Below are 15,639 nucleotides of genomic sequence, written 5' to 3' on the forward strand. Positions count from 1 at the left end.
TTTGATCTGGAGAATGACACCTCTTTCGGGTGGCTGATCACGGGACGGCTTGCCAAAGACCTGGGCAAAGCACCCAGAAGACACCTCAAGCCTTCCCGTTTGCTAGCCCTCCGACGACTTGCCACCCGATCGGGGGGAACCGACCGTCGCACCCGCCTTGACCCCGTTGTCCTTGCCGGCCCCCGGGGCCTCGAAGGACTCCAGTGCCTCGAGGACGTCCTGGACCCGGGAGATCTCGGTGTTGATGTCCTCGCGGCGGCGCACCAGCAGCTCCAGCTCCCGCTTGCCCTCCTCGACCGTGCGCCGGGCTTCCTCGACCGCCTCGGCCTTGAGCTGCTCGGCCTCCCGGACCAGCGAGGCCTTCTTCTGCTCGGCCTCCTTGAGCAGTCCCTCCGCCTTCTTGACGGCGGCGATGCGGACCTTGCCGGCCTCGGAGCTGGCCTCCGACACCAGCTCCTTGGCCTTCGCCTGCGCCTCGGCGAGCTGCTCCTCGGCCGCCTTGATCAGCGCGTCGCAGCGGTCGCCGGTCGACTTCATCGTCTCGGCGGCCTCCCGGCGGGCCCGCTCGTGCAGCTCCTCGATCTCCGTGGTGATGCGTTCGCGCAGCTCCTCCGCGCGCTCGCGGATCGCGGTCGCGTCCCGGCGGGCACCGACCAGCAGCTCGTCCGCGTCCGTGCGGGCCTTCTCCACCCGGGAGTTGCCCTCGACGGTCGCCTCGGACACGATCCGGTCGGCCTCGCTGCGGGCCGCGCCCACCATCGTGTCGGCCTGCGACTCCGCGTCCGCCGTGGTCTTCTGCGCCTGCTGCTGGGCCTCGGTGAGCAGCTTGTCGGCCTCGGCCGTGGTCTCCGTGATGAGCGTGTCGACCTGCTCGGCCGCCTCAGAACGCCGCTTGTTGGCCTCCTTGCGCGCCTCGTCCAGGGTGCGCTCGGCCTCCTCGCGCGCGGCTCCGGTCAGCCGCTCGGCCTCGGCGTGCGCGTCCGTCCGCAGCCGCTCGGCCTCGGCACGCAGCCGCTCCGCGTGCGCCTGCGCCGAGCCGACCGTCTCGGCGGCCTCGGCGCGCAGCCGTTCGGCCTCGCCGGTGGCGTCACCGACGAGCTGCTCGGCGTTCGCGACGGCCTCGGCCCGGACCCGGTCCGCCTCCGTGACCGCCTCGGCGCGCACCCGCTCGGCCTCGGCGGCCGTCTCGGTCTGCAGCCGCTCCGCCTCGGCGGTGGCCTCGGTGATGAGCGTGTCCACCTGGGCCGCCGCGTCCGAACGGATGCGGTTGGCGTCCTCCCGGGCGTCCGCCCGGGTGCGGGCGGCGGCCTGGTCGGCCTCGGCGAGCGCGTCCGACGCCTCGGTGCGCACCCGCTGGGCGTGCGCGGACGAGTCCGCGCGCAGCCGGTCGGACTCCGCGATCGCCTCCGCGACCGTGCGCTCGGCGAGCGCCTTGGCGGCCTCCGCCTCCTCGTTCGCCTCGCGCCGCAGCCGCGAGGCGTCCTCGCCGGCCCGCTCCCGCTCGGCGTAGGCGTCGGAGCGGACCCGGTCCGCCTCCTCCTCGGCCTCCCGCTTCGTACGGTCGGCCGCGTGCTCGGCGGCCGAGCGCAGCCCGGTGATCTCCGCCTGCGCCTGCTCGTGCAGCCCGGCGACGGAGTCCCGCACCTGCTGGGCGTGCTGCTCGGCGGCGGACACCATCTCGGTGGCGCGCCGGTCGGCCTCCTCGACCAGCCGGGTCGCCTCGGTCTGCGCGTCCTCCACCCGCTTGCGGGCCGAGGCCAGCAGTTCCTCGCTCTGCTCGCGGGCCCGCTCGCGCTCCTGGTCGGCCTCGGACCGCGCGGCACCGAGCAGTTCCTCGGCCTCCCGGCGGCGCCGGGCCGCCTCCTCCTGGGCGGCGGCCAGCGTCTCGGACGCCTCGGTGCCGAGCCGCTCGGCGGCGGCCTGCGCCTCCGCGCGGACCCGGTCGGCGGTGTCCTGGGCCTCCACCTTCAGCCGCTCGGCCTCGGTCGCGGCCTCCGTGCGCAGCCGTACGGCGACGGCCTCGCCCTCGGCGCGCGAGGCGGACGCGTCCGACGCGGCCTCGGTGCGCAGCCGTTCGGCCTCGGCCTCGGCCTGCTGCTGGAGCGTACGGATCCGCTCGGCGGCCTCGGCGCGCAGCCGCTCGCCCTCCTCGGCGGCCTCCCGGCGGATCCGGGCGGCCTCCTCCCGGGCCTCGCCCAGGGCCTGTTCGGCCGACGCCAGCCGATCCTGGGCCTCGGTCTGCAGCCGGGTCAGCTCCTCGGCGGCCTCGGCGCGCCGCGCCTCGACCGCCCGCTCGGTCTCCTCGCGCAGTTCGCGCGCGGCGCGTTCGGCGTCCGCCTTGAGCGCGTCGGACTGCTCGACGACCTCCGCGCGGTGCCGCTCCGCCTCCTTGCGGGTGCGCTCCAGGGTCTCCTCGGCCTGCCGGCGCAGCGTGGTGGCCCGCTCGATGGCCTCGGTGCGCACCTTCTCGCTGTCCGAGGTGGCCTTCTGACGCAGTTCGTCGGCGTCCGCCTTGGCCTTGGCGAGCAGCTCCTCGGCGGACTTGGCCGCCTCCTCGATCTGCGCCACGGCCTCCCGGCGGGCCTCGGCGCGGATGGACTCGCCCTCCGCGACCGCGTCGGCGCGGAGCTGCTCGGCCTCGCCGCGCAGCCGGCGCGCCTCCTCCTGCAGCTCGACCGTCTTGGCGCGGTACTCCTTGGTGTCGTCCTTCGCCGCGCCCTTGAGCTGCTCGGCGATGTCGTGCGCCTCGGAGCGCAGCCGGTCCGCCTCGGCCTCGGCCTCCCGGCGGACCCGCTCGGCCTCCTCGGCCGCGGCCTTGATGGTCTTCCTGGCGTCCTCCGACGCCTTGTCGAGGACGTCCTCGGCGGTCCGGGCCGCCTTCGACAGCTGGGTCGCCGTCTCCTCGGCGGTGACGCTGCGTGCCTTCTCGCCGGCCTCGGCGACGATCTTCTCGGCCTCGGCACGTGCGTCCGCGACCAGCTGCTCGGCCTCGGACTTGGTGTTCTCGGCCTCCTTGGTGGCCTCCTCGACCAGCCGGGCGACCTGCTCCTTGGCGGTACGGGTACGGGTCTCGTTGGCGGCCTCGGCGCCGGCCAGCGCCTTGGCGGCCGCCTCCTTGGCCTCGGTGACCAGCTTCTCCGCCTCGGACTGCGCCTTGCGTAGCGCCTCCTCGGCCTCCGCCATGCGCTGCTCGGCGGCCCGGCTCAGCTCGGTGGACTGCCGGCGGGCGGCGTCCGACTCGCTGGCGGTGGAGGTGCGCAGCTGCTCGGCGTGGTCGGTGGCCTCCTGCGCCTGCGTGGAGGCGGCGTTCAGCAGCCGTTCGGCATCGGTGCGGGCACGGCGCAGGATCTGGTCGGCCTCGGCGCGCGCGGCCTCCGCGTCGCTCTGCAGCCGCTCGCGGGCCTCCCGGGTCAGCCGCTCGGCCTCCGCGCGGGCGGCGGCCATGGCCTGCTCGGCCTCGGCGCGGGACTCGTCCAGCAGCCGGCGGGCCTGCGACTCGGTGCGGGCGCGCAGCTGCTCCGCCCACGCCACGTTCTCGTTGACGTGCGACTCGACGGTCTGCCGCCGTTCGGCCAGCTCCTGGTCGAGCTGCTGCCGACGGGTGACCGCCTCCTGGTGCAGCTCGGTCTGGAGCCGGGCGGCCTGCTCGGCGTGCTCCTGAAGGATGCGCTGGGTCTGCGCGCGGGCCTGGCTCAGCTCCCGCTCGGCGTCCTGGCGCAGCTGGTCGGCCTGCATCTGGGCATTGCGGAGCAACTGCTCGGCCTGATAGCCGATGTCACCGCCGTCATAGGCGGGCCGGGTCATCAGGGTGCGGCGCGCCTCGTGCAGCTTGGCGCGCAGCACCTCGACCTGGTAGCCGAGGTCCTCGGCGTGCTGGATCGCCTTTTCCCGCTCGGTCCTCAGCCGCTTCATCTCGGCCTCGAACCGAGAGAGGTGGTCGACGTCAGCCGCCGGCTCTCGCTCCTGGCTCTCGTAGCCCCGCACTGCGCGGTCCCATCCGTCCCCTGGTGAGCTTCTCCAACGAGCACCGTCCATCCGCCGGACGGGGCCCCCGGGGAATGGTGTCAGATCAACGGCGGAGCACGGGCTGCTGCCCCGACGCTCGTCCCCCGAAACCCGGACCCCGGCATGCGGTCGTCCCGGTTGTGAGGACGACCGCCCCCAACCCTACCGGCCCATATGTACGAGGGTCAGTGCTCAGGTGACTCAACTGGGGCCGAAGTGACCAGTTCTGTCAGGACACCGTGGCAATCCTTCGGGTGCAGGAAGGTGATCCGCGACCCCATGGAGCCGCGTCGTGGCTCGTCGTACAGAACGCGTACGCCCTTGCCCCTGATGGAGTCGGCGTCCGCGTCGACGTCCGCCGTGCCGAAGGCGATGTGGTGGACGCCCTCGCCGTTCTTCGCCAGCCACTTGCCGACCGCGGAGTCCTCGCGGGTGGGTTCGAGCAGCTGAAGGTAGGAGGCGCCGCCGTCGGACGTCTCGTTGATCTTGAGCATGGCCTCGCGCACGCCCTGTTCTTCGTTGACCTCGGTGTGGAACACCTCGAAGCCGTACGTGGCCCGGTAGAACTCGACAGTGGCGTCGAGGTCGTGGCAGGCGATCCCGATGTGGTCGATTCGCGTCAGCATGGATTCAGTGCAGCGCCACCGCCGTGGTTACGCAACGTGCGCGCGATCACACCGACGGGCCGATGACGGCACGGAGTGCCGCTCAGTACATTCGAAGTAAACCCTCGTTCACTCCTCGGCTGTGCAGGCCGGTAAGGGGATCGCAGCTCATGTCTTCTGGAACACCCGGTACGACCAGCTCGGTGATCGTCGCGGGCGCGCGCACGCCCATGGGGCGGCTGCTGGGCTCGCTGAAGTCCTTCTCGGGAGCCGACCTCGGCGGCTTCGCGATCAAGGCCGCCCTCGACCGTGCGGGGATCGGCGGCGACCAGGTGCAGTACGTGATCATGGGTCAGGTGCTGCAGGCCGGCGCGGGGCAGATCCCGGCCCGCCAGGCCGCCGTCAAGGCCGGCATTCCCATGAACGTTCCCGCGCTCACCATCAACAAGGTGTGCCTCTCGGGCCTGGACGCGATCGCGCTGGCCGACCAGCTGATCCGCGCGGGTGAGTTCGACATCGTGGTGGCCGGCGGCCAGGAGTCCATGACCAACGCCCCGCACCTGCTGCCGAAGTCCCGTGAGGGCTACAAGTACGGTGCCGTCGAGGTGCTCGACGCCATGGCCCACGACGGCCTGACCGACTCCTTCGAGAACGTCGCCATGGGCGAGTCGACGGAGAAGCACAACACGCGCCTCGGCATCAAGCGCCCCGAGCAGGACGAGATCGCCGCCCTGTCGCACCAGCGGGCCGCCGCCGCGCAGAAGAACGGCATCTTCGAGGCCGAGATCACCCCGGTCGAGATCCCGCAGCGCAAGGGCGAGCCGGTCCTCTTCAGCAAGGACGAGGGCATCCGCGGCGACACCACCGCGGAGTCGCTGGGCAAGCTGCGGGCCGCCTTCGCCAAGGACGGCACGATCACCGCCGGGTCCTCCTCGCAGATCTCGGACGGCGCCGCGGCCGTGGTCGTGATGAGCAAGGCCAAGGCGCAGGAACTGGGCCTGGAGTGGCTCGCCGAGATCGGCGCGCACGGCAATGTGGCCGGCCCGGACAACTCCCTGCAGTCCCAGCCGTCCAACGCCATCCAGCACGCCCTCAAGAAGGAGGGCCTGGAGGTCTCCGACCTCGACCTCGTCGAGATCAACGAGGCCTTCGCGGCGGTCGCGGTCCAGTCAATGAAGGACCTGGGCGTTTCCACGGAAAAGGTGAACGTCAACGGCGGCGCCATCGCGCTGGGTCACCCGATCGGCATGTCCGGCGCCCGGCTCGTGCTGCACTTGGCGCTGGAGCTCAAGCGCCGGGGCGGCGGGGTCGGCGCGGCCGCGCTGTGCGGTGGCGGCGGTCAGGGTGACGCCCTGATCGTGCGGGTACCGAAGGCCTGAGTCCGAAGTCGAGTCGGTGAAGTGAACGGAGCTGTTTGATGCAGGACGTCTCCTCTCTGGTGGCCCAGGCCAGGGAAGGCCGGCCGCGGGCCGTGGCCCGGCTGATCTCCTTGGTGGAGGGGGCGTCCCCGCAACTCAGGGAGGTCATGGCGGCGCTCGCGCCGCTGACCGGCAACGCCTACGTGGTGGGCCTGACCGGCTCGCCCGGCGTCGGCAAGTCGACCTCCACCTCCGCCCTCGTCACGGCGTACCGCAAGCAGGGCAGGCGGGTCGGCGTCCTGGCCGTCGACCCGTCGTCACCGTTCTCCGGGGGCGCCCTTCTGGGTGACCGTGTCCGCATGTCGGACCATGCCTCCGACCCCGGTGTCTACATCCGCTCGATGGCCACCCGGGGTCATCTGGGCGGTCTGGCCTGGGCGGCGCCCCAGGCGATCCGCGTGCTGGACGCGGCGGGCTGCGACGTGATCCTGGTGGAGACGGTCGGCGTCGGCCAGTCCGAGGTGGAGATCGCCTCCCAGGCGGACACGTCGGTGGTGCTGCTGGCCCCGGGCATGGGCGACGGCATCCAGGCGGCGAAGGCCGGAATCCTCGAGATCGGCGACGTCTACGTCGTCAACAAGGCCGACCGCGACGGCGCCGACGCCACGGCCCGCGAACTGAACCACATGCTGGGCCTGGGCGAGGCCCGCGGTCCCGGTGACTGGCGCCCGCCCATCGTCAAGACGGTCGCGGCCCGCGCCGAGGGCGTCGACGAGGTGGTGGAGGCCCTGGAGAAGCACCGGGCCTGGATGGAGGAGCACGGCGTCCTGGCCGAGCGCCGCAGGGCCCGCGCGGCCCGCGAGGTGGAGACCATCGCGGTCACGGCCCTGCGCGAGCGGATCGGGGACCTCCACGGCGACCGCCGGCTCAGCGCCCTCGCCGAGCGCATCGTGGCGGGCGGCCTCGACCCCTACCGCGCGGCCGACGAACTGGTGGCGGGCCTGACGGAGAGCTGACCGCCGGGCGTCCGGGCTGTGGTCCCCGGGGTGCGGCCGCGGGCCGCGCCCCGGGGACCACCGCGGTCAGGGGCGCCCCCGCTGCCCCCTCAGGTGCTCGGCGATCGGCTTGAGCGCCTTGTCCAGCTCGGTCAGCGCATCGGGCGACAGCAGGTCTATGAAGTGCCTGCGCACCGACGAGACGTGATGCGGCGCGACCTTCCGCATCGTCTCCATGCCGTGCTCCGTCAGCACGGCGTACAGCCCCCGCCGGTCGGACTCGCAGTTCTCGCGCCGGACCAGGTTCGCGTTCTCCATCCGCGTGATCTGGTGCGAGAGCCGGCTCTTCGACTGCAGCGTGGCGGACGCCAGGTCGCTCATGCGCATCCGCACGTCGTCCGACTCGGACAGATTCACAAGAATCTCGTAGTCGTTCATCGTCAGGCCGAACGGCTGCAGATCTTTTTCGAGCTGGTACGTCAACAGCCTGTTGACCTCCAGGTGGGTGCGCCAGGCGCACTGCTCCGCATCGGTCAGCCAGCGCGTGGCCGTCTCGGTCTCCATGAATGAAGTCTACCTAAGAAGTTGAATGACGAACTACTTCGGATGGTGTGACGGTGCGCACGCGTTCGAGCCGTCACACTCCGCAGACTACCGCTCACAGCCCGAAGCGACGTTGGAGGTCCCCGAGCTGTCCGGGAAGGCGCGGTGTGCCCGACGATTGCGGACCGTGTCCAATCGGTGCCGCTCCGCCACCGCCGGGAACCCCCGGTTCGGGCGGAACCACCCCTGTCGCCTGCTCCGCCATAAGCGTCTCACTCGACTGCAGCAGGACCGTCCCGGCGCCCACGAACTCGAACTGGTGCTCCTCGCCGGAAGCCCCGCCCAGGCCCGTCATCGCACGTAGACCGCCCATGACACCCGTCAGATACCCGTGGTCGTAGTGATGACACGGTGACGGGCAGTCGGCCCACCCGACCAGCGCCTGGGGGTCCACCCGGATCGGGGGTTCCAGGAACACCACCGGACCGTTAGATGCGGCCACGAACTTTCCGGTTCCGATGAGTGTCAGAAAACCTGGCACGATCGACTGCTTGAGCGCGAGACTTGGCTGAAAAGCGAGCAGATTGCCCGCGCGAATGGTCAAGTTCCCGTCGTCCAGGTCATAGGAGTTGACGTCGAAGGCCCGGTCGGCCAGCAGCATCTTCCCGGAGCCGGCCGCCACGACCCAGTCGCTCGCGTGCAGTGGCGAATGGAACGACGTACGGACAAGTCGGTCGAGTCGGCCGTGTCCTATGCCGTTGAACTCGATCGCCCCGTAGTAGGCGATCATCTTCCCCTTCTGCAGGAACCACTCCCCGCCCTTGAGCTCGACGCAGAACGTGTACTTGTTCACGTTGTCGTCGGCGGGCAGGGTCACCGGGTCGTGCACTACTGGGCCGCCGGGGGTTCCGTACGCGCTCACAGCTTCTCCTCCGAGGCCTGGACGTACACCGTGCCGCTGCCGCTCAGCTCCAGCTGGAACGCCTCCCCGGAGCCGCGGCCCACCATGTCCCGCCAGCCGAGCGCGGTGGACAGCTTGTTGCGCACGTCGCCGTGGTGGGCGACGTAGGCCTGCGGATCCACGTGCACCGGGCGCTGCGGGGTGATCGGGATCTCGAAGACGCCGCCGTGCGCCATCACGGCCACCGAGCCCTGGCCCTGGAGGGTGGTGGTGAACAGGCCCTGCCCGGTGACCTGGCCGCGCACCAGGCCCATCACCCCGCCCTGGGAACCCATGAACATCGTGCCCTGCCGGAGCGTGCCCTCGAAGGCGAGCAGCCGGTCGGCCTCGACGTAGAGGGTGTCCCCGGTGAGGCCGATGACGTGGACGTGGTGGCCGCCGTGCCCGAAGAAGACCGTGCCGCTGCCCTCGACGGACATCAGCGGGGTCGCCTCGCCGGCCACCCGGCGCCCGATCATGGACATCAGCCCGCCCTGGCCGCCCTGGACGTTGGGGGTGAAGGACACCTCCCCCCGGTAGGCGAGCATCGCCCCGCGCTGGCTGAACAGCCGCTGCCCGGGCAGCACGGTCGCCTCGACCATCTTGGTGTTGATCTCCCGGAAGCTCATCTCACAGGTCCCCCGCGATCGTGTTGCGTTCACTCGGCTGGACGTACACCAGCCCGTCGCCCTCGAAGCGGATCTGGAAGGCCTCGCCGCCGCCCTCCCCGAAGAGGGTGCGGAACGTCACACCGGACTGGAAGGTCTGCCGTACATCGCCCTGGTGGGCGATGTACGCGCCCGGGTCGACGATCAGCGGGTACTGCGGGCTGACCCGGAGCACCACCGCCGGGCCGTCCGACATGATGGCCGCCTGGCCGTGGCCCTCGACGGTCGTCGTGAACAGCCCGTTGCCCTGCGAGGCGCCGCGCAGCCCGGTGAACGTCGTGCCCGTGCGCAGCCCCGCGTCGGTCGCGAGCAGGTTGCTCGACTCGACGTAGAGCTTGTCCCCCCGCAGGCCGACCAGGTTGATCTCCGAGGCCCGGTCCGCGAACCAGCAGGTCCCCTGCCCCCTCACCTCCATCACCGTCATCTGCTCGCCGGTGAGCCGGCGGGTCACCATCCCGCGCAGCCCTTCCCCGCCGCCGCTCAGCTTCTTGAAGGTCATCTGCCCGTCGTACGCGACCATCGAGCCGTTCTTCGCCTTGACGGCGTCCCCGGTCATGTCGACGGCGAGCACCTTGCTTCCTTGAAGTCGGAACATCGCCACGGAGGGAAAGTAGCGGCGAGCCGGGTGGAGGGAACAGGGCCCGTGGGTGGAGAACGACCCTGAGCGCACCCCCAGGGGTGTGGTTTGCCAGAATGGGGTCAGCTTGTGCGTGTGTTCACAAAGCAGCCGGCCCGTCGTCGCAACTTCCACCGAAGGTGATCCGTGGACATCAAGACCGCCTCCGCCCTCCGCCGTCTCCGCCTGGTCTCCGCCCCTGAGGCCGTGTCCTTCCTGGTCCTGCTCCTCTGCTCGGTGCTGAAGCGGACCACGGACTTCAACGCGGTGCCCGTGATGGGGGCGGTCCACGGCGTGCTGTTCGTGCTGTACGTCCTCTTCTGGGCGGACGCCTGGAACCGTGCCAGGTGGAGCTTCGGCACCGCCGCCCTCTACTTCGTCCTCTCCGTCCTGCCCACCGGCGGCTTCTTCGCGGAGCGCAGGCTGCGCCGCGAGGCCGAGAGCGCCGTCATCGCCGCCCGGGCCCGCAAGGAAGGGGCCGTGAACGCATGATCGTCGCCTTCTCCGTGACGCCCCTCGGCGTCGGCGAGGACGTCGGGGAGTACGTCGCCGACGCCGTCCGCGTGGTCCGCGAGTCGGGGCTGCCCAACCGCACCGACGCCATGTTCACCTCCGTCGAGGGGGAGTGGGACGAGGTCATGGACGTCGTCCGGCGGGCCGTCGCCGCGGTGGAGGCGCGGGCGCCGCGCGTCTCGCTCGTCCTCAAGGCGGACATCCGGCCCGGCGTGACCGACGGCCTGACCTCCAAGGTCGAGACCGTGGAACGGCACCTCGCGGACTGACCCGTCCCACGTCCGCGGCCCCCGGGTGACCGAAAGCCGAGACGGGGCTGACCGGCATATGACCGGCCGGTAGGGTCTGCTGACGTGCCCAAGCCTCTCAGCCTTCCCTTCGACCCCATCGCACGCGCCGACGAGCTCTGGAAGCAGCGCTGGGGAAACGTGCCCGCGATGGCCGCGATCACCTCGATCATGCGGGCGCAGCAGATCCTGCTGGCCGAGGTCGACGCGGTGGTCAAGCCGTACGGCCTGACCTTCGCGCGCTACGAGGCGCTGGTGCTGCTCACCTTCTCCAAGGCCGGCGCGCTGCCGATGTCCAAGATCGGTGAGCGGCTCATGGTGCATCCCACCTCGGTGACGAACACCGTGGACCGGCTGGTCAGGTCCGGTCTGGTGGCCAAGCGCCCCAACCCCGACGACGGCCGCGGCACGCTCGCCGTCATCACCGACAAGGGCCGTGAGGTGGTCGACGCGGCCACCCGTGACCTGATGGCGATGGACTTCGGCCTCGGGGCCTACGACGCCGAGGAGTGCGCGGAGATCTTCGCCATGCTGCGCCCGCTGCGGATCGCGGCACACGACTTCGCCGAGGGGTGACCCGGGGCAAGATCTCCCGGAACGGGCGGTTACGCTCGACGGCATGAAGAAGAGCGTGCTGACCCGCTACCGGGTCCTGGCCTACGTCACCGGTGTGCTGCTGGTCCTGCTGTGCCTGAGCATGATCGCGAAGTACGGACTGGGCATGGACGGCGCCGCCGACGTCACCCGGGTCGTCGCCATCGCGCACGGCTGGCTGTACGTCGTCTATCTGATCTTCGCCTTCGACCTGGGTTCCAAGGCGAAGTGGCCGGTCGGCAAGCAGCTCTGGGTGCTGCTCGCGGGCACGATCCCGACGGCCGCCTTCTTCGTCGAGCGCAGGATCAGCCGCGAGCTGGTGGGCAAGGTCACGGACCGGGCCCCGGCCGTCGCCAAGGCCTGACCCCGAGCCTCGTGACACCGCCGTACGGCACCCGTACGGCGGTGTTCTCGTGGTCGTGACGCGGTTGGCATCGACATTTACTAGGACGTCCAAGTAAATTCGATGGTATGGACGCTCACCCCATCGAGGAAGGCCGCCGGCGCTGGCAGGCCCGCTACGACGCCGCGCGCAAGCGCGACGCAGACTTCACCACGCTCTCCGGCGACCCCGTGGAGCCGGTGTACGGACCCCGGCCCGGGGACACGTACGAGGGATTCGAGCGGATCGGGTGGCCCGGGGAGTACCCCTTCACCCGCGGGCTCCACCCGACCGGCTACCGCGGCCGCACCTGGACGATCCGGCAGTTCGCCGGGTTCGGCAACGCCGAGCAGACCAACGAGCGGTACAAGATGATCCTCGCCGCGGGCGGCGGCGGTCTGTCCGTGGCCTTCGACATGCCGACGCTCATGGGGCGCGACTCCGACGACCCGCGCTCGCTCGGTGAGGTCGGGCACTGCGGTGTGGCCATCGACTCGGCCGCCGACATGGAGGTCCTGTTCAAGGACATCCCGCTCGGCGACGTGACCACCTCCATGACGATCAGCGGGCCCGCGGTGCCCGTCTTCTGCATGTACCTGGTCGCCGCCGAGCGGCAGGGCGTGGCCCCGTCGGTCCTCAACGGCACGCTGCAGACCGACATCTTCAAGGAGTACATCGCCCAGAAGGAGTGGCTCTTCCAGCCGGAGCCCCATCTGCGGCTGATCGGCGACCTGATGGAGTACTGCGCGGCCGGCATCCCCGCGTACAAGCCGCTGTCCGTCTCCGGCTACCACATCCGCGAGGCGGGGGCCACGGCCGCGCAGGAGCTGGCGTACACGCTCGCCGACGGCTTCGGCTACGTCGAACTGGGCCTGAGCCGCGGGCTCGACGTGGACGTCTTCGCGCCGGGCCTGTCCTTCTTCTTCGACGCGCACGTCGACTTCTTCGAGGAGATCGCCAAGTTCCGGGCGGCCCGGCGGATCTGGGCCCGGTGGATGCGCGACGTGTACGGCGCGAAGAGCGAGAAGGCGCAGTGGCTGCGCTTCCACACGCAGACCGCGGGCGTCTCGCTGACCGCCCAGCAGCCGTACAACAACGTGGTGCGCACGGCCGTGGAGGCGCTGGCCGCCGTGCTCGGCGGCACCAACTCGCTGCACACCAACGCGCTGGACGAGACGCTGGCGCTGCCCAGCGAGCAGGCCGCCGAGATCGCGCTGCGCACCCAGCAGGTGCTGATGGAGGAGACCGGCGTCGCCAACGTGGCGGACCCGCTGGGCGGCTCCTGGTACATCGAGCAGCTCACGGACCGGATCGAGGCGGACGCGGAGAAGATCTTCGAGCAGATCAAGGAGCGGGGGCTCAGGGCTCACCCGGACGGGCAGCACCCCATCGGGCCGATCACCTCCGGGATCCTGCGCGGGATCGAGGACGGCTGGTTCACCGGCGAGATCGCCGAGTCCGCCTTCCGCTACCAGCGGGCCCTGGAGAAGGGCGAGAAGCGGGTCGTGGGCGTCAACGTCGCCACCGGATCGGTGACCGGGGACCTGGAGATCCTTCGGGTCAGCCACGAGGTGGAGCGGGAGCAGGTCCGCGTCCTGGGCGAGCGGAAGACGGCGCGGGACGAGGCCGCGGTGCGCGCCGCCCTCGCCGACATGCTGAACGCCGCCCGGTCCGGGGCGAACATGATCGAGCCGATGCTCGACGCCGTACGGGCCGAGGCGACCCTGGGCGAGATCTGCGGCGTGCTGCGGGACGAGTGGGGGGTGTACACGGAACCGGCGGGGTTCTAGCCGCGGGCGTCTCCGGGGGGCGGCTCAGCCCCCTGGAGCCCCGTCCTGGGCCGCCCCGCCGCCCGGCTGGGCGGTCAGGCCGAGGAGCAGTACCCGGGTGAAGCTGTGCACCCAGGCCTCGTCCGCCGGCTTGCCGCTCACCAGGGTGCGGTGGACCACCGCGCCCGCCACCATGTCGAAGATCAGGTCCACCGTGCGGGACGACTCCGCCGGGTCCGGATCCGGCGGGAGTTCGCCGCGGCGCTGGGCCCGGGCTCGGCCCTCCAGGACCAGACGCATCTGCCGGTCCACGATCGAGGCTCGGATCCGCTCGCGCAGGGCGTCGTCGCGGGTCGCCTCCGCGACCACCGCCATCAGGCCACTTCTGGCCTCCGGTCGGGCCAGGATCGCCGCGAACTGGAGCACCACGCCCTCGATGTCGGCGGCCAGACTGCCGCGGTCGGGCAGTTCGAGCTCGTCGAACAGCTCCGCGACCGCGTCCACCACCAGTTCGTGCTTGCCCGCCCAGCGGCGGTAGAGCGTCGTCTTCGCTACCCCCGCCCGCGTGGCCACGTCGCTCAGGGTCAGCCCCGACCAGCCGAGTTCCACCAGAGCCTCGCGTGTGGCGGCCAGGATCGCGGCGTCCGCGGCGGCGCTGCGCGGGCGTCCGGTACGGCTGGCGGGGTGGCGGCTGTGCATGCGTCGACCATAACCGGCGAAATCTGTGCGGTCGTGAGGGAGATCACCGGGGAGTGGTGTCGCGGTGCCCCCGCATGGCATTACGCTACGGGTCGTAGCGAAAGCTCGTGCGGGACGTACACGGGCGACGACCACAGGCGTGGGGTGGGGACCCGGCGCCGAACACAGCGCTTTTTTTCTTCATGCGCCGAGACGGGGGAGGATAGACGCATGCAGCCACGGAACATGTCCATGAGCGGCGTCGTCGACCTCGCCGCGGTGAAGGCGGCCCAGGACGCCAAGGCCAAGGCCGAGCAGACGCGCGCCGAAGCCGCCCGGCAGGGCGGCGCGGGGGCCGTATCCCCGGCCGACCTCGTCATCGACGTCGATGAAGCGGGATTCGAGCGGGATGTCCTGCAACGGTCCGCCGAAGTACCGGTCGTCATCGACTTCTGGGCCGAGTGGTGTCAGCCCTGCAAGCAGCTGAGCCCGGTCCTGGAGCGACTGGCCGTCGAGTACAACGGGCGCGTCGTGCTCGCCAAGATCGACGTCGACGCCAACCAGATGCTGATGCAGCAGTTCGGGGTCCAGGGGATCCCGGCCGTCTTCGCCGTCGTCGCGGGGCAGGCGCTGCCCCTCTTCCAGGGCGCGGCCGGCGAACAGCAGATCCGGGAGACCTTGGACCAGCTCGTCCAGGTCGCCGAGCAGCGCTTCGGGCTGACCGGCCTCACCGTCGACCCGGACGCCGAGCCGGGCGGCGCCGCGCCGCAGGAGATGCCGGCGGGGCCGTACGACGCCCTCCTCGAGGCCGCCGTACAGGCGCTGGACGCGGGGGACCTGGCCGGGGCCGTCCAGGCGTACAAGAACGTGCTGAGTGACGACCCGGGCAACACGGAGGCCAAACTCGGCCTCGGGCAGGCGGAGTTGCTGCAGCGGGTGCAGGGCATGGACCCGCAGCGGGTGCGCGAGGAGGCCGCCGGCAAGCCGGGTGACGTGGACGCGCAGATCGCGGCCGCCGACCTGGATCTGGTGGGCGGTCATGTCGACGACGCCTTCGGGCGGCTCATCGACACCGTGCGGCGCACGGCGGGTGACGACCGGGACGCGGTACGGCGCCGGCTGCTGGAGCTGTTCGAGGTCGTGGGGCCGGAGGACCCCAGGGTGGTCGCGGCCCGACGGGCCCTCGCCCGGGCTCTGTTCTGACCAGTCGCTAAACACCACGGCATGTGATGCCGGAGTGAAAAATTTGCCTACGAGGCGTCAGGGCGGCCGCACTTTGCCAAAACTTGGCAATTGCGGCCGCTGTTACTCGGAGTAAACCGATGCCGTTGATCTGTCTGGTTTCGTCCAAGGATCAACGGCTTTGCTCTGCCCCTGACTGACACCCAGCGTCGCCCTTCGAGACCACTGGGTCGTTGTTCGGTTATCCGGCCGTTACTAGCGAGTAACGAACCCCCTTGTGCCGAGGCCGAGAATGCACCACGATCGGCGACGCTCGGTCCATTCCCGCACCCCCGGCAGCCGGTCGGGTCGAGGGAGACTCTGGGTCCCCACCGAGCAGAGCCGGCGGCAGTGGAGCCGGCTCTAGGACAGGGGGGTCTTCGCCGCACGGCGAAGCCTGTCCAGAAGGTTGTGCGTGATGCGTGTCAGGCGCGACCAGTGGTTGTCGCTCGGGGGTGATCGCCG

15 protein-coding genes are annotated in these 15,639 nt (G+C 71.0%); 8 read left to right on the forward strand and 7 right to left on the reverse strand.

The features are described 5' to 3' along the window. Positions 1-102: 102 nt before the first annotated feature. Together scy and mce are read right to left on the reverse strand one after the other, a co-directional pair. Positions 103-3,984 carry a polarized growth protein Scy gene (gene scy, locus ABZ478_RS30555; RefSeq protein ID WP_359554214.1) on the reverse strand — a complete coding sequence of 1,294 codons (3,882 nt, stop codon included), beginning with the start codon at positions 3,982-3,984 and terminating at the stop codon, positions 103-105. A gap of 206 nt (positions 3,985-4,190) precedes the next feature. Then, complete coding sequence (gene mce, locus ABZ478_RS30560; RefSeq protein ID WP_199212042.1) at positions 4,191-4,631, reverse strand: methylmalonyl-CoA epimerase; 441 nt, start codon at positions 4,629-4,631, stop codon at positions 4,191-4,193. Positions 4,632-4,780: 149 nt separating this feature from the next. Here mce and ABZ478_RS30565 point away from each other — a divergent pair, with 149 nt between their 5' ends. Together ABZ478_RS30565 and meaB are read left to right on the forward strand one after the other, a co-directional pair. Beyond that, on the forward strand, positions 4,781-5,989 hold the full coding sequence (locus ABZ478_RS30565) for an acetyl-CoA C-acetyltransferase (protein WP_359554217.1): 1,209 nt from the start codon (positions 4,781-4,783) through the stop codon (positions 5,987-5,989). 38 nt (positions 5,990-6,027) lie between these two features. Further along, positions 6,028-6,984 carry a methylmalonyl Co-A mutase-associated GTPase MeaB gene (gene meaB, locus ABZ478_RS30570; protein ID WP_359554220.1) on the forward strand — a complete coding sequence of 319 codons (957 nt, stop codon included), beginning with the start codon at positions 6,028-6,030 and terminating at the stop codon, positions 6,982-6,984. A gap of 66 nt (positions 6,985-7,050) precedes the next feature. Here meaB and ABZ478_RS30575 read toward each other — a convergent pair whose 3' ends face one another. From ABZ478_RS30575 to ABZ478_RS30590, 4 genes are all read right to left on the reverse strand, one after another. Next, positions 7,051-7,527 (reverse strand): MarR family transcriptional regulator, encoded by a 477-nt coding sequence (locus ABZ478_RS30575; RefSeq protein WP_359554223.1) that lies wholly within the window; start codon positions 7,525-7,527, stop codon positions 7,051-7,053. Positions 7,528-7,621: 94 nt separating this feature from the next. Beyond that, the gene (locus tag ABZ478_RS30580) at positions 7,622-8,428 is read right to left on the reverse strand and encodes an AIM24 family protein (RefSeq protein ID WP_359554226.1); all 807 of its coding nucleotides are present in this window, start codon (positions 8,426-8,428) and stop codon (positions 7,622-7,624) included. After that, positions 8,425-9,075: an AIM24 family protein gene (locus ABZ478_RS30585; RefSeq protein WP_359554228.1), complete on the reverse strand. Its 651-nt coding sequence runs from the start codon at positions 9,073-9,075 to the stop codon at positions 8,425-8,427. Before ABZ478_RS30585 ends, ABZ478_RS30580 begins: the two co-directional genes overlap by 4 nt. A 1-nt stretch (position 9,076) precedes the next feature. Then, complete coding sequence (locus ABZ478_RS30590) at positions 9,077-9,709, reverse strand: AIM24 family protein (protein ID WP_358936075.1); 633 nt, start codon at positions 9,707-9,709, stop codon at positions 9,077-9,079. 168 nt (positions 9,710-9,877) lie between these two features. Between ABZ478_RS30590 and ABZ478_RS30595 the strand changes: the two genes are divergently transcribed. From ABZ478_RS30595 to ABZ478_RS30615, 5 genes are all read left to right on the forward strand, one after another. Beyond that, the gene (locus ABZ478_RS30595; RefSeq protein ID WP_359554230.1) at positions 9,878-10,222 is read left to right on the forward strand and encodes a DUF3817 domain-containing protein; all 345 of its coding nucleotides are present in this window, start codon (positions 9,878-9,880) and stop codon (positions 10,220-10,222) included. Then, positions 10,219-10,512: an MTH1187 family thiamine-binding protein gene (locus tag ABZ478_RS30600; RefSeq protein WP_137308723.1), complete on the forward strand. Its 294-nt coding sequence runs from the start codon at positions 10,219-10,221 to the stop codon at positions 10,510-10,512. Before ABZ478_RS30595 ends, ABZ478_RS30600 begins: the two co-directional genes overlap by 4 nt. 84 nt (positions 10,513-10,596) lie before the next feature. Next, positions 10,597-11,106: a MarR family transcriptional regulator gene (locus ABZ478_RS30605; protein ID WP_359554233.1), complete on the forward strand. Its 510-nt coding sequence runs from the start codon at positions 10,597-10,599 to the stop codon at positions 11,104-11,106. Between the two features lie 43 nt (positions 11,107-11,149). Continuing rightward, positions 11,150-11,488 (forward strand): DUF3817 domain-containing protein, encoded by a 339-nt coding sequence (locus ABZ478_RS30610; RefSeq protein ID WP_359554235.1) that lies wholly within the window; start codon positions 11,150-11,152, stop codon positions 11,486-11,488. 107 nt (positions 11,489-11,595) lie between these two features. Beyond that, positions 11,596-13,296 (forward strand): methylmalonyl-CoA mutase family protein, encoded by a 1,701-nt coding sequence (locus ABZ478_RS30615; protein WP_359554238.1) that lies wholly within the window; start codon positions 11,596-11,598, stop codon positions 13,294-13,296. Between the two features lie 24 nt (positions 13,297-13,320). Here the strand turns inward: ABZ478_RS30615 and ABZ478_RS30620 are convergent, their stop codons facing one another. Further along, on the reverse strand, positions 13,321-13,974 hold the full coding sequence (locus tag ABZ478_RS30620; RefSeq protein ID WP_359554240.1) for a TetR/AcrR family transcriptional regulator: 654 nt from the start codon (positions 13,972-13,974) through the stop codon (positions 13,321-13,323). Positions 13,975-14,184: 210 nt separating this feature from the next. On the opposite strand from ABZ478_RS30620, the gene ABZ478_RS30625 reads away from it, so the two are divergent. After that, positions 14,185-15,156, forward strand: coding sequence for a tetratricopeptide repeat protein (locus ABZ478_RS30625; RefSeq protein WP_359554242.1), 972 nt, complete (start codon positions 14,185-14,187; stop codon positions 15,154-15,156). Positions 15,157-15,639 lie beyond the last annotated feature (483 nt).

Origin of the sequence: Streptomyces sp. NPDC005706 (genome assembly GCF_040631045.1) — a bacterium.
Lineage (GTDB): Bacteria > Actinomycetota > Actinomycetes > Streptomycetales > Streptomycetaceae > Streptomyces.

Excerpts from the sequence above, each read along its gene's own strand:
- ABZ478_RS30575 (WP_359554223.1), bottom strand. The coding sequence starts at position 7,527 with ATGGAGACCGAGACGGCCACGCGCTGGCTGACCGATGCGGAGCAGTGC.
- ABZ478_RS30565 (WP_359554217.1), top strand. The coding sequence starts at position 4,781 with ATGTCTTCTGGAACACCCGGTACGACCAGCTCGGTGATCGTCGCGGGC.
- meaB (WP_359554220.1), top strand. The coding sequence starts at position 6,028 with ATGCAGGACGTCTCCTCTCTGGTGGCCCAGGCCAGGGAAGGCCGGCCG.
- ABZ478_RS30600 (WP_137308723.1), top strand. The coding sequence starts at position 10,219 with ATGATCGTCGCCTTCTCCGTGACGCCCCTCGGCGTCGGCGAGGACGTC.
- ABZ478_RS30610 (WP_359554235.1), top strand. The coding sequence starts at position 11,150 with ATGAAGAAGAGCGTGCTGACCCGCTACCGGGTCCTGGCCTACGTCACC.
- ABZ478_RS30615 (WP_359554238.1), top strand. The coding sequence starts at position 11,596 with ATGGACGCTCACCCCATCGAGGAAGGCCGCCGGCGCTGGCAGGCCCGC.
- mce (WP_199212042.1), bottom strand. The coding sequence starts at position 4,631 with ATGCTGACGCGAATCGACCACATCGGGATCGCCTGCCACGACCTCGAC.
- ABZ478_RS30625 (WP_359554242.1), top strand. The coding sequence starts at position 14,185 with ATGCAGCCACGGAACATGTCCATGAGCGGCGTCGTCGACCTCGCCGCG.
- ABZ478_RS30585 (WP_359554228.1), bottom strand. The coding sequence starts at position 9,075 with ATGAGCTTCCGGGAGATCAACACCAAGATGGTCGAGGCGACCGTGCTG.
- ABZ478_RS30620 (WP_359554240.1), bottom strand. The coding sequence starts at position 13,974 with ATGCACAGCCGCCACCCCGCCAGCCGTACCGGACGCCCGCGCAGCGCC.
- ABZ478_RS30590 (WP_358936075.1), bottom strand. The coding sequence starts at position 9,709 with ATGTTCCGACTTCAAGGAAGCAAGGTGCTCGCCGTCGACATGACCGGG.